Annotated in this window: 16 protein-coding genes and 1 pseudogene; 9 read left to right on the top strand and 8 right to left on the bottom strand. The window is 59.9% G+C overall.

Features of this window, described 5'->3' with window-relative positions; genetic code table 11:
• Position 1: 1 nt before the first annotated feature.
• Entirely contained in the window at positions 2–919 is a 918-nt protein-coding gene (locus tag ACVWY9_RS05225) for a histone deacetylase family protein (RefSeq protein WP_457387705.1), read from the bottom strand.
• A gap of 131 nt (positions 920–1,050) precedes the next feature.
• Between ACVWY9_RS05225 and ACVWY9_RS05220 the strand changes: the two genes are divergently transcribed.
• Positions 1,051–2,970, top strand: coding sequence for a serine/threonine-protein kinase (locus tag ACVWY9_RS05220; protein ID WP_457387704.1), 1,920 nt, complete (start codon positions 1,051–1,053; stop codon positions 2,968–2,970).
• A gap of 3 nt (positions 2,971–2,973) precedes the next feature.
• Positions 2,974–5,328, top strand: coding sequence for a transglycosylase domain-containing protein (locus tag ACVWY9_RS05215; RefSeq protein ID WP_457387703.1), 2,355 nt, complete (start codon positions 2,974–2,976; stop codon positions 5,326–5,328).
• A 147-nt stretch (positions 5,329–5,475) separates the two neighbouring features.
• Here ACVWY9_RS05215 and ACVWY9_RS05210 read toward each other — a convergent pair.
• The 4 genes and pseudogenes from ACVWY9_RS05210 to ACVWY9_RS05195 all read right to left on the bottom strand — a co-directional run bounded on the left by ACVWY9_RS05210 (position 5,476) and on the right by ACVWY9_RS05195 (position 9,174).
• Positions 5,476–5,843: pseudogene (locus ACVWY9_RS05210) on the bottom strand (YccF domain-containing protein).
• Positions 5,844–5,974: 131 nt separating this feature from the next.
• The gene (locus ACVWY9_RS05205) at positions 5,975–7,255 is read right to left on the bottom strand and encodes an MDR family MFS transporter (RefSeq protein WP_457387702.1); all 1,281 of its coding nucleotides are present in this window, start codon (positions 7,253–7,255) and stop codon (positions 5,975–5,977) included.
• Positions 7,256–7,298: 43 nt separating this feature from the next.
• A complete protein-coding gene (locus ACVWY9_RS05200) occupies positions 7,299–7,517 on the bottom strand; it encodes a hypothetical protein (protein WP_457387701.1) in 219 nt (72 codons plus the stop codon).
• Positions 7,518–8,655: 1,138 nt separating this feature from the next.
• A complete protein-coding gene (locus ACVWY9_RS05195) occupies positions 8,656–9,174 on the bottom strand; it encodes an HNH endonuclease (RefSeq protein WP_414350223.1) in 519 nt (172 codons plus the stop codon).
• Positions 9,175–9,341: 167 nt separating this feature from the next.
• Between ACVWY9_RS05195 and ACVWY9_RS05190 the strand changes: the two genes are divergently transcribed.
• The 5 genes from ACVWY9_RS05190 to ACVWY9_RS05170 all read left to right on the top strand — a co-directional run bounded on the left by ACVWY9_RS05190 (position 9,342) and on the right by ACVWY9_RS05170 (position 15,248).
• Positions 9,342–11,549, top strand: coding sequence for a glycoside hydrolase (locus ACVWY9_RS05190; RefSeq protein ID WP_457387700.1), 2,208 nt, complete (start codon positions 9,342–9,344; stop codon positions 11,547–11,549).
• A 27-nt stretch (positions 11,550–11,576) separates the two neighbouring features.
• A complete protein-coding gene (gene pip, locus ACVWY9_RS05185; protein ID WP_414424630.1) occupies positions 11,577–12,527 on the top strand; it encodes a prolyl aminopeptidase in 951 nt (316 codons plus the stop codon).
• Positions 12,528–12,767: 240 nt separating this feature from the next.
• A complete protein-coding gene (locus ACVWY9_RS05180; RefSeq protein WP_238376905.1) occupies positions 12,768–13,307 on the top strand; it encodes a PDZ domain-containing protein in 540 nt (179 codons plus the stop codon).
• Positions 13,308–13,338: 31 nt separating this feature from the next.
• Positions 13,339–13,647 carry a hypothetical protein gene (locus ACVWY9_RS05175; RefSeq protein ID WP_414329349.1) on the top strand — a complete coding sequence of 103 codons (309 nt, stop codon included), beginning with the start codon at positions 13,339–13,341 and terminating at the stop codon, positions 13,645–13,647.
• Positions 13,648–13,652: 5 nt separating this feature from the next.
• Entirely contained in the window at positions 13,653–15,248 is a 1,596-nt protein-coding gene (locus ACVWY9_RS05170) for a hydantoinase B/oxoprolinase family protein (protein ID WP_457387699.1), read from the top strand.
• Here the strand turns inward: ACVWY9_RS05170 and ACVWY9_RS05165 are convergent.
• A complete protein-coding gene (locus ACVWY9_RS05165; RefSeq protein ID WP_041437173.1) occupies positions 15,185–15,577 on the bottom strand; it encodes a thioredoxin family protein in 393 nt (130 codons plus the stop codon). The genes ACVWY9_RS05170 and ACVWY9_RS05165 overlap by 64 nt on opposite strands.
• A gap of 34 nt (positions 15,578–15,611) precedes the next feature.
• Positions 15,612–16,352, bottom strand: coding sequence for an NnrU family protein (locus ACVWY9_RS05160; RefSeq protein WP_457387698.1), 741 nt, complete (start codon positions 16,350–16,352; stop codon positions 15,612–15,614).
• Between the two features lie 65 nt (positions 16,353–16,417).
• Between ACVWY9_RS05160 and psb27 the strand changes: the two genes are divergently transcribed.
• Complete coding sequence (gene psb27, locus ACVWY9_RS05155; RefSeq protein WP_414329352.1) at positions 16,418–16,819, top strand: photosystem II protein Psb27; 402 nt, start codon at positions 16,418–16,420, stop codon at positions 16,817–16,819.
• Between the two features lie 185 nt (positions 16,820–17,004).
• Complete coding sequence (locus ACVWY9_RS05150; RefSeq protein WP_457387697.1) at positions 17,005–17,508, top strand: YHS domain-containing (seleno)protein; 504 nt, start codon at positions 17,005–17,007, stop codon at positions 17,506–17,508.
• A 24-nt stretch (positions 17,509–17,532) separates the two neighbouring features.
• Here the strand turns inward: ACVWY9_RS05150 and ACVWY9_RS05145 are convergent, their stop codons facing one another.
• Positions 17,533–18,348: a sensor histidine kinase gene (locus ACVWY9_RS05145; RefSeq protein ID WP_457387696.1), complete on the bottom strand. Its 816-nt coding sequence runs from the start codon at positions 18,346–18,348 to the stop codon at positions 17,533–17,535.
• Positions 18,349–18,402 lie beyond the last annotated feature (54 nt).

The following is an 18,402-nucleotide window of genomic DNA, read 5'->3' as shown; positions in this document are numbered from 1 at the left end:
GCTAGAGACGGTATTGGCGGTACACTTCGCTGGCAGCCCGGTGCAGCAGGGAGTGGCGATACACGAGGCGGTTGAGGTCTTTGCCGTAGCCGCCGCCGATGACGCAGGCGACAGGATAGCCCTGCTTTAGACAAGTGTTCAGCACTTGCATGTCCCGCCGAAACAGGCCCTGGTCGCTAAGGGCCAGCTTGCCCAGGAGATCTTCCTCGTGGGGATCCACACCGGCATCGTAGAGCACCAGGTCAGGGCGCACCTGAGCCAACAGATCGGGCAAGTGGTCGGCCAAAGTCTGGAGATAGGCTTCATCTTCCATGCCTACTGGCAGGGGCACGTCCAGGTCGCTCTGTTGTTTGGTGGCGGGGAAGTTGGCCTCGCAGTGCATGGAAAAGGTGAACACCCGCGGCTCGGAGCGAAAGATCCAAGCAGTGCCGTCTCCCTGGTGGACATCCAAATCCACGATCAAGAGCCTTTGCACCAGCCCTTGCTGCAGCAAGACTTGGGCGGCAATGGCCAGGTCGTTGAAGATACAAAAGCCGGAGCCGTAGGCGGGGAAGGCATGGTGGGTGCCGCCGGCGGTGTTGCAGGCCAGGCCGTGGCGCAGGGCCAATTGGGCGGTCAAGACGGTACCCCCCACCGCTCGACAGGTGCGCTGCACCAGCTCCGGGCTCCAGGGCAGGCCGATGCGCCGCTGCAGCTTGGCCTCCAGGGATCCCTCACAGTAGGCCCTGACGTACTCAGGGGTATGTACCGACTCAATCCAGGCGAGAGGGGGCAGCTCAGGGTGGTGCACTTGCTGGGGGCGGATCACCCCTTCCCGCAGCAGCAGCTCTTGCAAGAGGCGAAATTTCGGCATGGGAAAGCGGTGGTCCGGCGACAGGGGGGCACTGTAGTCGGGGTGGTAAACAATTGGCAAAGACATCAAGGGCAACTGGATTGACGGCGGCGAGCATGGCCTATGACGGCTCCAGTGCTTATGGTAGAGGTAGCCCGCTCCTGCCGGATCCCTTCGAGACTCTTGCAAACCTGTTCTCCGTACCGCCGCAATTCCCTATGTTTACTGCGTCGGATCCCTTTTTGGGTCGCCTCTTGGCTCAGCGTTATCGACTTGTACATCTGCTGGGACAGGGGGGCATGGGGCGAGTCTATTTGGCTCAAGATTTGCTCTTTGGTGGGGTGGAAGTGGCCGTCAAGCTGCTCTCCCAGCCGGCAATGGATCAGCGCACCCGCCTGCGCTTTGAACGGGAAGCGAAAGCCTGCGCGGCTTTGGGCCAAAAAAGCCTGCACATTGTCAAAGTCAATGACTATGGCCTTACCCCCGATGAGGTGCCTTTCTATGTGATGGAATACCTGAACGGCCAAACCCTCAAGGATATTCTGGCCGCAGGGGCTTTGCCTTTGGAGCGCTTCTTCCGGCTGGCCCGTCAAATTGGCTTGGGGTTGAAAGCAGCCCACGAGGGGATCCTCATGGAAGGGCAACGGGTGCAGGTGATCCACCGCGATTTGAAGCCGGCCAACGTGATTGTAGTGCCTGATAGCAGTTTTGGGGAACTGGCGAAGCTGGTGGATTTCGGCATTGCCAAGCTGCTCAACAGCCATGAATCTTTGAGCTCTACCCATGCCTACCTGGGAACGCTGGCCTATTCTTCCCCGGAACAGCTGGAAGGGTTGCCGCTGGACGCCCGTTCCGATATCTACAGCTTCGGGATCATGCTGTACCAGATGGTGTCTGGCCAGATGCCCCTCAAGCCCACCACCGAATCTTTCCCGGGCTGGTACCAGGCCCACCACAAGCGCCGCCCCATTCCTCTGGAAGACCTGGGATTGAAGTTCGCGCTGCCCGCCGGTTTGTCTGACTTGATCCTCGGTTGCCTGGCCAAAGATCCTGCCGCCCGCCCGCAATCGGTGGCCAATGTGTTGGCGGAGCTGGAGCACATTCAAGCCAGAGCACAGGGATCTATTGCCCCTCAGGTCCCAGTCGCCTTGTCGGAAGAGGCTGCCTCTGGCCCACTTTCTGGAGGTCTCCCTGCCGCTGCGCCGTCCTTGGTTACAGCCGGTACTCTGCGGCTCAGGCCCTTGACGGCGGCCACGGAGGTCGAGAACGGGGGATCCCTGCTTTGGGTGCGCCTGATTCCCCTTCTAATGGGCGGGTTGCTGGGCTTGACCTTGGTGAGTTGGGGATGGGGACGGTTTCTCCAGCGCCCCTCAGCTCCCCTTGTTTCCGGGTCAGGATCTCGTCCGGCAGTGGAAGATCCCATTGCCCCAGAGAATGCCCATCCCCTGTCTGAGGAGAGTGGTTCGAGCGAGGAGCCGCCGCTGGAGGGGATCCCTGAGTTCCTTGTTTTGGCTTCAGAGCAGAGCAAACGGCGGGACCCGGCACCGGAGCTGGAACCCTACACCCGGAGCGGGCCAGTGTTTCGCGCCTTTCCCTTGGAGACTTCCCGCGAGACGGTACGAGCCAGCCTGGGATCCCCCAACCAGCAGGGGCAGGGCGCTTGGCCCGATACTGTGTACGACCTGTACCGCTTTGGCGGGGTGGACTTGGGCCTCACCTACGACGAATCCAGCCTGGCCCTGCGGCAAACCGAAGCCACCGTCACCGCTGGCGTACCCACCCCGCAAGTGGAAGGCCTCTTGGAGGATATGCTGCAAGCCCCCTTGCCTGCTCAACTGCAGCGGGAACTGCAGGCTGTGCGCGAGGGACGTTCCGGGCGAGTGCAATTCCGCGTTGGCCCCTGGGCCGGCAGGATCGAACGCAACGCCCAAGGCCATCTTTACATGGCCCTCTGGGATCCCACGCTGCCCAGCGGTGCTCCACCCCCTTCTCCTGTCTCCCCTCCCACCCTACCCCCGGCTGCCCCCGTTGCCCGGCCTCCCAAGGCCCGTAACCTCAATTCAGCAGCAGGCGGCCCTCGTCCCGGCCAGACCATGCAGGAGCTGCTGCGCCGTGCGCGCGAATTGCGGGGGGACTGAGCCATGTCTGCTTCTGAAGACAAAAAGCCGCTGTTGAGCACCGTCGCTCGCCTCTTCAAAACTCTGGCGAGGCCTTTCCCTGTCGGGCCTACAGCTCTCCTCAAACCCCCCGAACCTCCTCCCCCCAAGCGCCCGGTGCGCCTGCGGATTACCTGCCCAGGAGAGCCCCCCCAGGTGGTTGCCCTGAAGGGATCCGACATTCTCGGTCGCAGCCAGACGGTGGCCACCATTCGCATCCCTGCCCCTGCGGTGAGCCATCTCCACGCCCACATCCGTCCCCGCCCGGATTGGTGCCTGCCCGGTCTGGGTTGGCGGATCCCGTTGCCCCCTATTCTCTACTGGCTGGGGTGGAATGCCGGTCGCTACCAGCTAGAAGATCAAGACTCGACCAACGGCGTTTTCCGCCTCAAACCCTTCGGTGGCGCCGAGCGGGTGCGCCGGGTGATCTTGCGGCATGGCCAGCAACTGAGCCTTGGCCCGCCTCGGGATCCGGAGAGCGTCTGGATTCAAGTGCTGGATCCACCCCCACCACAGGTGTATGGGGTGCGTGGCTGCCTCATCCTGATGGTAGTCTTGGGGCTGGGGGCGAGGATTTGGATCGGCCATGAGTGGAGCAAGTTCTCAGTGGAACCGCCCCTCTCCGCAGATCGCAACCCCCTGATCGTCCTGGCCGGGGATCAGCAGACGGAGCTGCGCCGCCATCAGGGGGACACCTACCGGGAGCTGCCCAACCTAGAAGCTTTTGGGCCGATTTTGCCCAAGGTGGTGGTCGCCGCTGAAGATCACCGCTTTTACTCCCACTTTGGGGTGGATCTGCTGGGCATTGCCCGCGCCTTTTGGGTGAACCTGCGCTCGGGGGAAGTGCAGCAGGGGGGCAGCTCCATCAGCCAACAACTGGCCCGCACCGTGCTGCGGGACTACACCGGCTCCGGCAACACCTTCGGGCGCAAGCTGCGGGAGGCCGTCGCCGCCCTGAAGCTGGAACAGCGCTACAGCAAAGACGAAATCCTCGCTCTCTATCTCAACAATGTTTACCTGGGCAACGGCATCTACGGCTTTGAAACTGCCGCCCAGTTCTATTTCGGGATCCCAAGCCGCCAGCTCAGCCTTTCCGAAGCTGCGACCTTGGCGGCCATTTTGCCCGCGCCCAATGCCTTTAACCCTGTCGCCAACTATGATGCCGCCGTTCGGGGCCGGGATCGGGTGTTGGATCGCCTGAGCGAGCTGAAAGTCTTCCCCGAAGAGGAGATTCGGCGGGCCCGGCGCAGTCGCCTCACCCTCAATCCCCATTTGCGCTCCCAAACCATGACAGTTGCTCCCTACTTTTACAGCGCTGTCTTCCAGGAGCTGCGGCAGCTTTTGGGCCAAGACCTCTCGGCAGAGGGCAACTTCATCATCGAAACCACGGTGCATCTGCCCTACCAGCGTTTGGCAGAGCAAGTCCTGGCCCAAACGGTGCGCGAGTCCGGATCCCGCTTGGGCTTCAGCCAAGGCGCTTTGGTCAGTCTCGACAGCCGCAACGGCGAAGTGCTGGCTTTGGTGGGCGGGATCGACTACAACGCCAGCCCCTTCAACCGGGCTACCCAAGCTCAAAGGCAGCCGGGCTCCACCTTCAAAGTGTTCACCTATGCGGCTGCCCTCACCCAGGGGATCCCTCTCTCCCAAGTGTTGTCTTGCGAGCCCCTCACCTGGGGCAACCTCACCTTTCGCGGCTGTCGCTCGGGATCGGCCCCTATGGATCTGGCCCGCGGCCTGATCCTCTCCGAAAACGTGATTGCCCTGCGGTTGGCCCAACAAGTAGGTCTAGAGCAAGTGGTGGCGACGGCCCGGCAAATGGGCATCCAATCGCCATTGCAACCCTATCCTTCTATGGTGATTGGCACCATGGAGGTGAACTTGCTGGAGTTGACAGCAGCCTTCACTCCTTTTGCCAATCGTGGCCTTTGGTCAAGGCCCCACACCATCCGCCGCATCTTGGATAGCAGCGATTGCGCCAACCCCAACGACTTTCGCACCTGCCGCGAGATTTACCCTGGTCGGGAGGATCCCCGTTCTCAGCGACTTGTCCTGCCAGAAACCGTCGCCCAACAGATGACAGCCGTACTGCAAGGGGTGATCAGCTCCGGCACCGGCACTGCTGCCCGGCTCGGCATTGGAGAAGCCGGTAAAACCGGCACCACCACCGCCAACAAGGATCTGCTCTTTATCGGCTACACGCCCAACCCTCCTCTGGTGACCGGCGTTTGGTTGGGCAATGATGACTCCAGCCCAACACGAGGAAGCAGCAGCATAGTTGCTCAAACTTGGGGAAATTACACGAGGCAAGTCATTACCAATAGTTTGACGATGGTTCAATAGAGCAACTCCGAGAGCAGCCTTGGCAATTGGCAACCCCAAATCCTGACAACCCGACAGAAAACTCTCCTGCATCCCAAGTGAGAAATGCCTAATAACCAGTTTGGCCGTACCCCTCAATAAACCCACAATCTAGGTTCACCCACTTTCTCAGCGCAGATCTCGGCCAAAGGGCAACAACGACAAAATAATTAACTTCATGTGTTGTTTGGCAAAGGGGATCCCAACAATGGTGATTGCCAGAATCACAGCCCAGAAGAGATGGTTAAGCACCAACGGCCAGCCAAACAGCAATAGCCAGATGACGTTAAAGATCAGCAGCAGCGGGCTGTTGGCATCGGGATACTCCACCACTTCCTTTCCGAAGGGGGCAAGCACTGCAAACCCCAGTTTGATGCTCTGCCAGCCAAAGGGAATGCCGATGATTGTCAGGCAAAGGCTCAGTCCTCCTAAATGTAGCCCAAACCTGTCAGCAAACCCCCGAAGATTAGCCAGATGATGTTGCCAATCAAGCTCATGATTCAGATCCTCCACCGTTGAGACCAAATTGCAGGGTACAAGAGCAGAACTAGCCTTCCTGTTCGACATCCATACTCTAACCAGCTGTTGGCCAAGACTGGGATCCCAAAATCTGCTTCTTTCCTGGGCTCTAGCGTTCTGCGTCACCGAGGGGAGCGGGCTCCATCACCGGAGGCACTGCGGCCCTATTCACCTTGCAGGGCAGAATGCGGTTCAGAAAGCGGAGGATCCCCCAAACCCAACTGACGGTGATCACCCAAAAGATCCACAACCCGCTTGCCCACGGTTGCGGCAAGTCCAAGGCCATCCCCCCAATCATTGGGCCAAGAGCAAACCCCGCCGCCCAGCAGAGGGAGTTGACCGACAGATACACCCCCCGCAAGTGATCCGGCGCCAAATCCGCCACCAAAGCAGAGGCAGAGGGGTTGTAGCTCACCAACGCCAAAGAGAGCACCGCCAGCGCCAAGACTGCCACCGCCAGGGCCGGAGCCCCCAATTCCGCCGCCAGACCGCTAAGCCAAACCAAAAGAAATCCCACCCCCCACATCAGGGCGGATCCCTGCAACCCTTGGATGCGCGTCCGGCGATTCAACCAACGGGCCACCGGCATCTGCAGCAGAGCGATCAAGGCCCCATGCAAGGCAAACAAAATGCCGATTTGCACCTCTGGGATCCCTACCCCATTGCGGAAGTAAAGGGGCATGCTGCTGCTGAGCTGGGCCACATAGGTGGTGAACAGGATATTCGACAGGCCAAACACCAAAAGGGAGCGATCTCTAAGGGCGGTTTTCCAACCTGCCAACACAGGCTCTGCTGCCGGACAAGTCGCCCGAGTTTCCCGGATAAAAAACCAAAGTACTGCCAGAAAGATTAGAAAAGTGACACCGTCGATTACAAACAAGAGCCGATAGGCCCCCGTCAGAGCCACCAGCGTGCTGGCCATAGCCACCCCAAGGCTGAGGCCCAGGTTATCCCCTAGACGGTTGAGAGCGTAGGCTTCGTTGCGCTGCTCACGAGTGGTTAGATCTGCTACAATCGCTTCCGCAGGCGGCCAGTACAACCCCTGCCCCAAGCCTGCAGCCATATTGGCCAGGGCAAAACTCCAGAAGTCATAGGAGAGCGCAAACCCAAACGACCCCAAGGTGGAAATAGCCAGAGAGAGGATCAAAGTGGAACGGCGCCCCCAAGCTCCATCGGCCATCGAGCCGCCCAGGATGCGGCCAAACACCCCGGCAAAAGCCATAATGCCTAGCCCCAGGCCCACTTGGGTGGCGGTCAGCCCCACCTGATTCACAAAAAAGAGACTGGCATAAAACAAGGTAAAGCCGGTTCCAGTTTGGGAAAGCAGCCGACCGATAAAGATCAGCCAAACCTGAAAACTGAGCTTCGGCCACCAAGAAGGGATCCACATGTTGAGTGCAGCAGGATGTTGAGTGCAGCAGGGGAGGGCCTACCTAGCTTACGGGATCCCGATCCTTGAGGCCAGGGCAAGGAGCCTGCTCTGACAAGTAAACTGAAAATTTGTGCAGCCAGGCTTGATGTTCGTTGCCAGAAGGCTCTTCACCCAGCGAGCCAGCAGACAGGGCAACCCATTTCCCCAACTCCAAATATTCGCTCAACAGCCGCGCCAACTTATAAACTCGATAATCGAGCTGCACTAAGCTACTTTTCATCTGCCCCAAAACACCCAGTCCTCTTCTGAGCCGACTTACAACCTTTCCCAAAACCTGCTGAGCAGGAAGCCAACCCCCACCTTGCTTGCTGCAGCCGAGGTGCAAGTTCCCTTTGCCCACAACAGAGCACCTGTAGCTCAGCCGCAAACCTGGACAAAGCTAGAAGAAGCTGTGCCTTACAGTTCTAGTACCAACAATTTTAACTAACGGGGGTGCGGGGGCAATAGGTCCCATGCTCTAGCCGCAGGGTGAGCACTGGGATACATGGATCCCCGCCATACCCCTGAGCGAAATCTGTAGTAAAGCCTACTTATGCTGGCGGTAACCTACAAGTACTGGGCTTATCCAGATGCCTCCCAACAAACCAGCTCACGGGCGGACGACGGGGATTGACCTGGTTTTGGAGCAATTCCTGACGACTTCAGAGGGCGCTTTTGGGAACGGCCCAAGGGCTTCAAAGCCCTGCAAGGCCAGCTGAGAAGGCTGCAACCCAGGGGGGCGAGAAAACAGCAGGGGTCTTGCCACTGGAAGAGAGCACCACTGCAGGTTGCCAGGATGCAGCGGGGCATTGCCAATGGTTGCCAAGAGTTTCATTTCCAGAGGGCCCATTGGCGTTGAGACCGAGGGCAGACCCTCTCTATCTTTTCTTTGTGGAAGATCTTTGTGGAAGACCTCAAGGCCAAGGGCTGGGCAAGGGGGATGTTGCCCAAGGATTGCGTCGAGGCTGCCTGGGGATAGATTCTCTGCCTTCTGGAGTGGGTTTGCTGGAAAGGTGGGGTGGACTTTGCCAAGGTTGACCCCAAAGGAAGCGGCCAAATCGGTTGCAAGTGCTGGGGGATGGTTAGCAACAGCTGGGCTGTCGGGGGGCCTCAGTGCCCTGAATGCCGGTACCGGGTGCATCAGGACTCAGCCTCAGCCTTGGGAACTGTGCTGGGTGGATTAGAGGTTGTTTTGCGAGCTGGCAGTGCCTAGGGGGGAGGCTGGGGAAGGGGAACCGCCTGTCCAGTTGTTCTGTCGGGGGTTGTAGACCCAGACAAGTGGCGTGGGGCAGGAATGCCCGACCGCGAGGTAAGGACTCCGTCCTGCTGACGGGAAGGGTGGCCCGCGCTCTGTCCATAGGATGAGCGCCGGGAGGATGTCACTCTTGCCGACTTTGGTGTTCGCGCCAGAACTGCTCCGCAAAAGCCACCGTCGGGTGGAGAGGGGCACGGGGTTTGCTGCGCAGGGGCATGTTGGCTTCTTCAGGGGTGCGGTTGCCCTTGCGTTGATTGCAGCGTTCGCAAGCCGTCACCACATTGTCCCAACTGTGGGATCCCCCTTTGGAGAGGGGCACGACATGATCCAAGGTCAGATTGTGGGTGCTGCCACAATACTGGCAGGTGTGGTGATCCCGCCGCAAAACCTCCCGCCGATTCACAGGGGGCACACGCCAAGCGCGCTCTTTGCCCTTGATGGTCAGGCGAATATGTTCGGGCACCTCGATGACCTGGCTGGGGGAGCGCACCTTCCACACCGGCACATTCATCATCGAGAGCGGTTCGGCTTTGCCTGTTAGCAGCAGCACGATTGCCCGCTTGATATTGACCCGGCTGATGGGCAAATAGTTTTGGGAAAAGACAACGATCGACTGTTCCAGAAGGTGGGTAGCGGCAGTCATGGCTCAGCTCTTCCATTTGCCGCCATTCTCCTGAGGAATCTGCCGAATGGCAAGCTTTTCCCCACCGCCATCGACACCGGCAGAGCTCAGACATTCAAGAGTTTCTTACGATCGCCAGCCAGACAGATGGGCTAGTATCCGGGTGATGGTTGGATCCGGTACCGCCCATGACCTACCCGCTGCACGTCGCCCTGGTTTGGCACCAACACCAACCCCTCTACAAAAGTCCGGTGGCGGGTAAATATCGCATGCCTTGGGTGCGCCTACACGGGATCAAAGATTACCTGGACTTGGTCTTGCTGCTGGAGCGCTATCCCCGCCTGCACCAAACGGTCAACTTGGTGCCCTCCCTGATTGTGCAAATCGAAGAGTACGTAGCCGGCTCGGCTTTTGATCCTTACCTGGAACTGACCTTATCCCCTGTCGAAAAGCTCAGCCCCGATCAACTGCGCTTTGTGGTCGAGCGTTTTTTCGACAGCCACTACCCCACCATGATCGAGCCCTATCCCCGTTACCGGCAGCTCTACAACCAACGGGAATCTCAGGGGGTGAACTGGTGTCTGCAGTACTGGACTCCGCAGGACTTCGGGGATCTGCTGGCCTGGCACAACCTGTCTTGGTTTGATCCTCTCTTTCAGGAGGATCCTGAGATTGAGGGCTGGATCAAAATGGGATCCGGTTTTACCCTGGCGGATCGGCAGCGGATCTACGCCAAGCAACAACAGATCCTCGGCGCTATCCTGCCCCAACACGCCAAACTGCAGAGCAGCGGCCAACTGGAACTGACCACCAGCCCCTATACCCACCCCATCTTGCCCCTGTTGGTGAGCGAGCGCTCGGCACGGGTGGCCCGTCCAGGGTTGCCCTTACCTCGCTACCCCTTTCACTGGGAGCAGGATGTCCACAGCCAACTGGAGCGGGCTAAGCAGATCTATCGGGAGCGCTTTGGCCGGGATCCGCGGGGCCTGTGGCCTTCCGAGCAATCGGTGAGCCCTGCCATTGTGCCGATTGTGCAAAAACAGGGCTTTGAGTGGATCATCTCCGACGAAGGGGTTTTGGGGTGGAGCCTGGGTCAACCGTTTCACCGCGATGGGCAGGGCCACATTCTGGAGCCGGAGAAGCTCTACCGCCCCTACCGCCTGGAAACCGAGCGGGGGGATCTGGCCATCGTCTTTCGGGATCACCGCCTTTCGGATTTGATCGGCTTCAGCTACAGCGCCATGCCCGCCGATGCTGCCGCCAAAGATCTCATTGGCCATCTGGAGAGCATCCGCAACCGCCTGCCCCAGGAGCAGCCCTGGCTGGTGACCATCGCTCTGGATGGGGAAAACTGCTGGGAGTACTACCCCCAAGATGGCCGGCCCTTCTTGGAAAACCTCTATACCCGCCTCAGCCAGCACCCGGCGCTGCGCTTGGTGACGGTCTCCGAGTTTCTGGATCAGTTTCCTCCCACTGAGTTTTTGCCGGCAGAGCAGCTGCACAGTGGCTCCTGGATCGAGGCGGACTTCACCACCTGGATTGGGGATCCCGTCAAAAACCGCGCTTGGGAGCTTCTGGCCCAAGCCCGTCAGGTGATTCAGGATCATCCCCGCGCCAATCCCCAAGCCTGGGAGGCCCTCTGGGCCGCCGAGGGATCCGATTGGTTCTGGTGGTTTGGGGCAGGCCACTCCTCCGCCCATGATGCCGTTTTCGACCAGTTGTTTCGGGAGCACCTGCAGGCGCTCTACACTGCTTTGGGAGAGGCGGTGCCGACCGTGCTGCAATTTCCCCTGGAGGATCATGACGGCCTAGGGGATCGCCTGCCGCAGGGGTTTATCCACCCGGCCATCAACGGTCGTCCGGCAGAACGGGAGTGGAGCCAAGCGGGGCGGGTGGAGATTGGAGCGGCCCGAGGCACCATGCACCGCAACAGCGCCGTTCGCCGCCTCTGGTACGGGTTTGATCACTTCAACCTCTACCTGCGGCTGGATTTTAACTCGGTGGTGCAGCGGCCCAAGCAATTGCTGGTGCTGTGGTTCTATCCCAACCGCGTCACCGTCAACAGCCCCATTCCCCTGCAGGGGTTGCCGGCAGAAGCCCCTCTCAACTACCACTACCGCCACCTGTTGCGGTTGTCACTGCCGCCTCCCGGCACCGGCCAGCATCCGGCAGAGGTGCAAGCCCAGCTCTTGCAGGCAGGGGAGTACCACACCTGGCACGCCATCGGCCATCAAGTGAAGGCGGTGGTGGATGCCTGTTTGGAGGTGGCCATCCCCTGGAGCAATTTGGGCGCCCAGCCGGGTCAGGAGCTGCAATTTGTCATCCTGGCCGCGGATGGCGAGACCTTTCAGGAAGGGATCCCGCCCAAGGCCACCATTGCCCTGCGCAGACCCTGAGAGTGATGACCAGCAGAGCTTCAAGTTATGTCGCGCGATCTCTATCCCCCCATCGAGCCCTACGATCAAGGTTTTCTGGCGGTTTCCTCCCTCCACACCCTGTACTACGAGCAGTGCGGCAACCCGGCAGGCAAGCCGGTGGTGTTTTTGCACGGGGGGCCTGGAGGCGGGATCGATCCCATCTACCGGCAGTATTTCGATCCCAGCCGCTGGCGGGTGGTGCTGTTCGATCAGCGGGGCTGCGGGAAAAGTCGCCCCTATGCCGAGCTGCGGGAGAACACCACCTGGGATCTGGTGGCAGACATCGAGAGGTTGCGTCAGCATCTGGGCATTGAGCGCTGGTTTGTGTTCGGGGGGAGCTGGGGCAGCGCTCTCGCCCTGGCCTACGGGCAAACCCACCCCCAAGCCTGCCTGGGGTTTATCTTGCGGGGCATTTTTCTCTTGCGCCCTTTTGAGCTCCGCTGGTTTTACCAGTCGGGGGCCGGCTACTTTTTCCCCGACGCTTGGGAACATTACCTGGAGCCGATCCCTCCCGAAGAGCGGGATGACCTGCTGGCAGCCTACCACCGCCGCCTAAACGACCCAGATCCCCAGGTACGGCTGAGGGCAGCTCGCGCCTGGTCCGTCTGGGAGGCCAGCACCAGCAAGTTGATCCCCAGCCCAGAGCTCATCGAGCGCTTTGGTCGGGGAGAGTTTGCCGAGGCCTTTGCCCGCATTGAGTGCCATTACTTTGTCCACGGCGGTTTTTTGGATCCCGAGGATCAGTTGCTGAGGGGAGTGGGGCGGCTGCGGCATCTGCCGGCGGTGATCGTCCAGGGGCGCTACGACGTGGTGTGCCCGCCCATCTCTGCTTGGGAGCTGCATCAGGCTTGGCCAGAAGCAGAGTTTCGGATGATCCCCGATGCTGGCCATTCCATCACCGAGCCCGGAATCCGCACCGCCCTCCTGGAAGCCACCGATCGCTTTGCCGGTTTGTGAGCCCCGCCGAGCCAACCCAGTGCTGCCAGGGATCCCAAGACCTTGAAGAATTGCTACAGGAAGGCCGGCAAAACCTTGGGATCCAGCCCAGAAGCACGGCCAAGCCTATCGACAGTTGGCGATTTTGGGTTTATCACTGAGGGAGGGGCGGTGCAAGCTGCCCACACCTGGCTGGTGCATCCACCCAAGTGCTTCGCGGATTCAAGCTCATTTCTACTTCACCGTTTCCAGGGTCGAACCATGCAGAAACCAACCCATCTGTTCAAGCTTGCCCTAGCCCTGCCCATCTCCTTCTTGCTGGCAGATGCAGTTGTGGCCTACCCCTGCGACTCGGTTGGGGGTGAAGCTTACAACCACCACGGCTCCACGGTTCAGGTCAGCAGCGACGCCAACAGCTTCGGGGTTCAGTGGTCGCCTGCCTCCTATGCTGTCGGCAACGGCTTCATTGGAGTTGCCATTGAAACGGTGAACGGCGAGCAAGCCCAGAGCGCCATCAGCCGTCGTCTGTTCGGCCCCGCACTTCGAGTTCAGGGGGTGCAGGTGGTCGGCTTGCTCCAGGATGGTCCTGCTCAACGAGCCGGTCTGGCCCAGGGCGATATTTTGATTGGAGTGGATGGGCAGCGGGTCACCTCCGTGCAACATGTGCAGCAGATCATCCAAAATACCCCGGTAGGCCAATCGGTGCCGATTACCTTCCGCCGTGGTGAGCAGGTGCTGTCAACGGTGGTTGTGGTGGGGGATGGCCGGGTGTTGCGCCCCTTGATGCTGCAGCAGCAGTGAGCCTTGTCGGGATCCCTACCCGGAGCTCTCTGTGAATGCCAATTGGAGTTCGGGATGGGCTGTCTGGGCAGTTTGCGGCCTCAACGGCTTGCTGTTTTTGGCCTTGGTTGCTCTCATTCCTGTCATTTTGAAGCTGCGCTCGGCTCTTGGAGTCACAGAGCAGGCCATGGCCGATTGGCGAGAAGCAGCTCAGCAGGCCTTGGCTCCCACCCCGGCTGAGTTGCTGCGTCTGCGGGATCGTCTGCGCGAGAATCGCCATACCCTTGCCCGCTGGCAACGTCGTTTGCAGTTCTGGCAAGGGATCCGCAGGGTGGCCGTTTGGCTGGGGCGTAGGCTTTGAGGGATATGGATAGCAACTATCCTGTCTCCAATCCCATCCGGTTGCAGGTCATGGCCAACGCTCTGGCGGGGATTGCCGAAGAGATGGGAGCCCGCCTCATCCGCGGTTCTTATTCGGCCAACATCAAGGAGCGGCGGGATTGCTCCACAGCTCTGTTTGACGCGCAAGGGGCTTGCATTGCCCAGGCAGCTCACATCCCGGTGCATTTGGGCGCCCTTTCGCAGGCGGTGCGAGCGGTGGTGGCAGCCAACCCGCGACCCGGAGATGTGTTTCTCCTCAACGATCCCTACCAGGGGGGATCCCATCTGCCAGACGTTACGGTGGTCGCGGCCATTCCCGGCTGGAGGGATCCCGACCGGATTTGCGCCTATGCTGTGAACCGTGCTCATCACGCTGATATTGGAGGGATGCGCCCTGGCTCCATGCCCGCCGACTCCACAGAACTTTGGCAAGAGGGGCTGGTGATCCCGCCGGTACGGCTGGCTGGGCTCTCTCTAGAAGGAGAGTTGTACTGGCAGGAGGATCTGCTGCGCCTAATCCTGGCCAATGTGCGCAATGCCGAGCAGCGGCGGGGGGATCTGCAGGCCCAGGTGGGGGCCAGCGCAGTGGGGATGAGCCGGTTTCGGGAGTTGCTGGCCCGCTTTGGAGAAGAGGAAGCTTGGCAGTTGATTGCGGGGGTGATCGAATACAGCCGCCGACGGATGCGGGCGCAGATTCAGGCTCTGCCAGATGGGATCTACACCGCTGAGGACTGGTTGGAGGGCTACGGGGATCCGCCCGCGCCCCTTGAGATTCGGGTGCAGGTGGAAGTAGAGGGCGAGAAGCTGCGGGTGGACTTCACCGGCACTGCTCCGGCCATGGCGGGAAACCTGAACGCGCCCCTGGCCGTCACCCGCTCGGCGGTGTTGTTTGCCCTGCGCTGTCTGTTGGATCCCACGGCCCCCAGCAATGTCGGCCTGGAGGATCCCATCGAGATCGTGGCGCCGCCCGGCTGCTTGGTGAATGCCCAGTTTCCGGCAGCAGTGGTGGCGGGCAATGTGGAAACCTCGCAGCGCATTGCCGATGTGGTGTTCAAAGCTCTGGCTCCCGTGGCCGGATTGCGGAGCATCGCCCAGGGACAGGGCACCATGAACAACTGTGTGCTGGGCAACCGCCACTTCACCTACTACGAAACCCTGGGAGGTGGTCAGGGGGCCAGCCGGCAACGACCGGGTTTGGATGGCGTCCACGTGGGCATGAGCAATACCCTCAACACCCCCATCGAAGCCCTGGAGTTGGAGTATCCCCTGCGGGTGCTGCGCTACGAGCTCCGCCAGGATTCCGGCGGCCATGGTCAACAGCGGGGCGGGTGGGGACTGATCCGATCCATCCAGACTTTACAAGATTGCACCCTCTCCCTGCTCACCGACCGGCGCCATTATGCCCCCCAAGGAGAACAGGGAGGCGGGCCAGGCCAAGTGGGGATCAACCTCCTCAACGGGGATCCCTTGCCTGGCAAAATCAGCCGCTCCCTAAAAGCCGGCGACGTGATCACCCTCTACACGCCGGGCGGCGGGGCTTGGGGCTCAAACGAGGATGAGCAGGCTCCCGAACCCAGGTAGCGCAGGTGGTCAAGAAACAACTGCTCGCAGCGGCGAAGCACCTCATCGCGGCTGGCGAAGTGCTCCAGCCTTTGCACTTCTTGACCTTTCTCAAACAAAATTAGGGTTGGCAAAGAGCGCACCCGATAGCGGCGCGGCAGCCAAAAATTGTCGTCTACATTCACCCGCAGTACTTTGACCGCCCCTCCCCACTCGGCTACGAGACGGTCGGTAATCGGCTGAATGAAGCGACACAGGCCACACCAAGGGGCGCCGAAATCCACCAAAACCAACCCATCACTTGTCAAAAGTTCTTGATTAAAAGCATCTAAAGCAACTTGCAAGGCCATCACTCCCAAACTAAAGAAGTTCTTTGGGATCATGCTACCAGGCAACTCGGCTGGCTGCAGAAACCATTTGTGGATGGAAGGCGTAAAGAATCACTACAAAGCTGAACACCCCCAAATAGGCCCAGCGCAGAAACTCTCGCGGGCGCAGTTGCTGTCGCTTCTGCAGAATGGCCAAGCCGGGGATCACGGAGGTGCGCGCCTTGAGATCGCGGAAGGCCTGCCCGTATTTCCGCTCCAGGCGGTGATCCCCATGCCAAACGGCAAACAGGTGGTAGGCAATGAGCCCAAGCGAGGTCACCACCATAAAGCTGGAGCCAATCCACAGGGAATGGGCCACACACCAGATCACCTGGCCCACCATTTGCGGATGACGGGTGATGCGGATGATCCCGGTCTCAAACAGGTGGATCTCCGGCTTGCGAATGGCGGCGATCTCCAGCAAGTTGAAGGTGGCCGGATACAAGAAGAAAAAAGAGAGGGCAGACAAAAGAGTAACGGTGGTGCGGATGCCTGGGACGGCTTGGAGATCCCAGAGAATCACCCCGTCGTAGCGATGGTTAAAAAAATAGATCAGCAACAGTGGTGCCAAACTGAGGCTCACCAGAGCAAAGAAGATGCGGTACAGACGGGATCCCAGCCAGCTTTCCCCCCAGGGCCGCAAGTAGGCTAATCCGCTGTGAGCACAGGCAAACCCCAAGATCAGGGCTAACATTGTCCAATGGGATCCGTACTGGCCTAGCCTCTGCAGAAAGTCGCTGAAGGGCGTGAACAGCATCTTTTGGATGACTCCTCTGGTGTTGCTGTGGCTTATGCTTAAAAATAAGTTACATTAGGTTCCCCATGCTCAAAACTTTTTTTCGGCGTCTTGTCAGCCTGCTCCTGTCTGTAGCCCTTTTGCTGGGATCAGGGAGTTCAGTTGCTCAGGCTGCCCGTCTCACCGGCAAGTATTACGAAGACAGCATGACCTTGATCCAAACCCTGCGCACCGTCCTTTCCGAAGGGGATCCCCTGATGAACCCAGAGGAGGCGCGAGCGGAAGCCATGCAGGCCATCCAGGAGTTTTCTGGGCGCTACCACGGCCATCGCTACGACAAGCTGCAGTCTTTTACCACTTTGCGCACGGTGTTTAATACGCTGGCCTCCCAGTACCGCACTTCCAACCGGCCTCTCAACCCCGAAAAGGTGGAGCGGGTGCTAATGCAACTGGATCGGGCGGAATTGGCCTTGCGCCGAGAAGGTTGAGCTTTTTTTAGATTGGATCTCCCCGATCCAAATCACAGGCAAATTTCCCCGCTGCGGCCAGACTGTTCCCAGTCCGCAGAAGCCAGGGTCTTCTCAGGTCTCTTTTTGAATCTGAGAGGAAGGGCGCAGTGCTTTTCTGGAAGTGGAGGAGATTTTTATCTCGATTGAGGATTGGGGAGGTCGTGATGGTCAAAAATCGTTGGGTTTTGCTCTCGCTGCTGCTGATGGTTGGAGCTGTTGCTTCTCATCCGGCTTGGCTCCTGTCTCTCCCAGCCCAAGGACAGGTTGTTGGGGCTGCCGAGGAGGGATCCCCGGGCCCTTTTTTTGCGACGGACGGCCTGGCCCTGCGGGGCTATGACCCGGTGGCCTATTTCATCGATGGCAAGCCCGTCAAGGGATCCCCAGCGTATGAATGGGAGTGGGGAGGGGTAACCTGGAGGTTTGCCAGCGCCGACAATCGAGAGCGGTTTCGCAACAACCCAGAGCGCTTTGCCCCCCAGTACGGCGGGTTTTGTGCCTGGGCAGTGGCCCACAACTACCTTTACCCGGTGGATCCCTTTGCCTGGAAAATTGTTGATGACAAGCTATACCTGAACGCCAACCGGCGGGTACAGCGCAACTGGGAGCGCGACATCCCCGGGTTGATCGAGAAGGCAGATGCCAACTGGCCGGGTCTGCGAAGCCGCTAAACCCAAGCCCCCCTGCTCTGAGATTCACTGTGCAAGGCGCAGGGTTACCTTGATGCCAACCCGGTAGAGTCCACTTTCACAGAGTTCCAGCTCGCCTCCCATTTCTCTCAGGAGCCGCTCGCTTACCCGCCAGACGGCACAGCCCTCTGTTTGAATGGGCACATGGCATCGCCCCTCAAGGTTCCACCCCAGGCACAGTCGCCCCTCTTCTTCTGCGGTGGGATAGGGGTGCAAAGCCATCGAACCGTAGCGTAGGGTGCGGATGCCCCAGCGACATACTCCCAGAAGCGCCTGTACCAAGCCGTGGGGATCCGCCCAAACGGTGAGGCTATCGGGGAGAAGGGGCACCTCAAAGGCCGAGGTGGGTTGTAGGGCCGGCCATTCGTAGCGAATGCCCTGATCCTGGGCCTGTAGGCGAGTTAGGCTGTACACATCCTGCAGGAGGGGGCGTAGTCGGGTCGGTTCCGGTCGCAGAGGTTGGATGGGCAGGTCATGGCGAGCCAGGCGGGTGTATTCCTCAAGCAGCTTGATCAGGCGCTCTACCGCCTCTTTGGCACTTTGAAGGTATTCCCGCTCCTCTTCGGGAGAGTCACATAGATCCGACAACACCAACTGCAGGGATCCCATCTGGCTGCTGAGGGGATTGCGCAGCTCATGGCCGATGCTGACGAGCAACTCTTGTTGAAAGGCTCGCATCACCTCAGAGCGTTCAAAAGCAAACTGCCAATCCACGGCCCCTTGCCCGTCGGCAGGGGCGGCCTGCTGTAAGGGTGGGTCGGGTTTGGCTGTAGGCGAAGGCTCCCTCAAGAAGTGCTCCTGGCGAAGGACAGGGGATCCCATCCGTGCTCAGATCTCTGGGCTCGGAGCTTTAAGTTTTGGACAGTTCCGGCTCCG

Source organism: Thermostichus sp. OS-CIW-31 (assembly GCF_054060305.1).
The sequence above is the reverse complement of the archived record's forward strand: the minus strand, read 5'-3'. Positions and strand labels throughout refer to the sequence as shown.

Bases quoted from the DNA above. Each gene is read 5' to 3' on its own strand.
- ACVWY9_RS05225 (WP_457387705.1), bottom strand. From the start codon at position 919: ATGTCTTTGCCAATTGTTTACCACCCCGACTACAGTGCCCCCCTGTCG.
- ACVWY9_RS05220 (WP_457387704.1), top strand. From the start codon at position 1,051: ATGTTTACTGCGTCGGATCCCTTTTTGGGTCGCCTCTTGGCTCAGCGT.
- ACVWY9_RS05215 (WP_457387703.1), top strand. From the start codon at position 2,974: ATGTCTGCTTCTGAAGACAAAAAGCCGCTGTTGAGCACCGTCGCTCGC.
- ACVWY9_RS05205 (WP_457387702.1), bottom strand. From the start codon at position 7,255: ATGTGGATCCCTTCTTGGTGGCCGAAGCTCAGTTTTCAGGTTTGGCTG.
- ACVWY9_RS05200 (WP_457387701.1), bottom strand. From the start codon at position 7,517: ATGAAAAGTAGCTTAGTGCAGCTCGATTATCGAGTTTATAAGTTGGCG.
- ACVWY9_RS05195 (WP_414350223.1), bottom strand. From the start codon at position 9,174: ATGACTGCCGCTACCCACCTTCTGGAACAGTCGATCGTTGTCTTTTCC.
- ACVWY9_RS05190 (WP_457387700.1), top strand. From the start codon at position 9,342: ATGACCTACCCGCTGCACGTCGCCCTGGTTTGGCACCAACACCAACCC.
- pip (WP_414424630.1), top strand. From the start codon at position 11,577: ATGTCGCGCGATCTCTATCCCCCCATCGAGCCCTACGATCAAGGTTTT.
- ACVWY9_RS05180 (WP_238376905.1), top strand. From the start codon at position 12,768: ATGCAGAAACCAACCCATCTGTTCAAGCTTGCCCTAGCCCTGCCCATC.
- ACVWY9_RS05170 (WP_457387699.1), top strand. From the start codon at position 13,653: ATGGATAGCAACTATCCTGTCTCCAATCCCATCCGGTTGCAGGTCATG.
- ACVWY9_RS05165 (WP_041437173.1), bottom strand. From the start codon at position 15,577: ATGGCCTTGCAAGTTGCTTTAGATGCTTTTAATCAAGAACTTTTGACA.
- ACVWY9_RS05160 (WP_457387698.1), bottom strand. From the start codon at position 16,352: ATGCTGTTCACGCCCTTCAGCGACTTTCTGCAGAGGCTAGGCCAGTAC.
- psb27 (WP_414329352.1), top strand. From the start codon at position 16,418: ATGCTCAAAACTTTTTTTCGGCGTCTTGTCAGCCTGCTCCTGTCTGTA.
- ACVWY9_RS05150 (WP_457387697.1), top strand. From the start codon at position 17,005: ATGGTCAAAAATCGTTGGGTTTTGCTCTCGCTGCTGCTGATGGTTGGA.
- ACVWY9_RS05145 (WP_457387696.1), bottom strand. From the start codon at position 18,348: ATGGGATCCCCTGTCCTTCGCCAGGAGCACTTCTTGAGGGAGCCTTCG.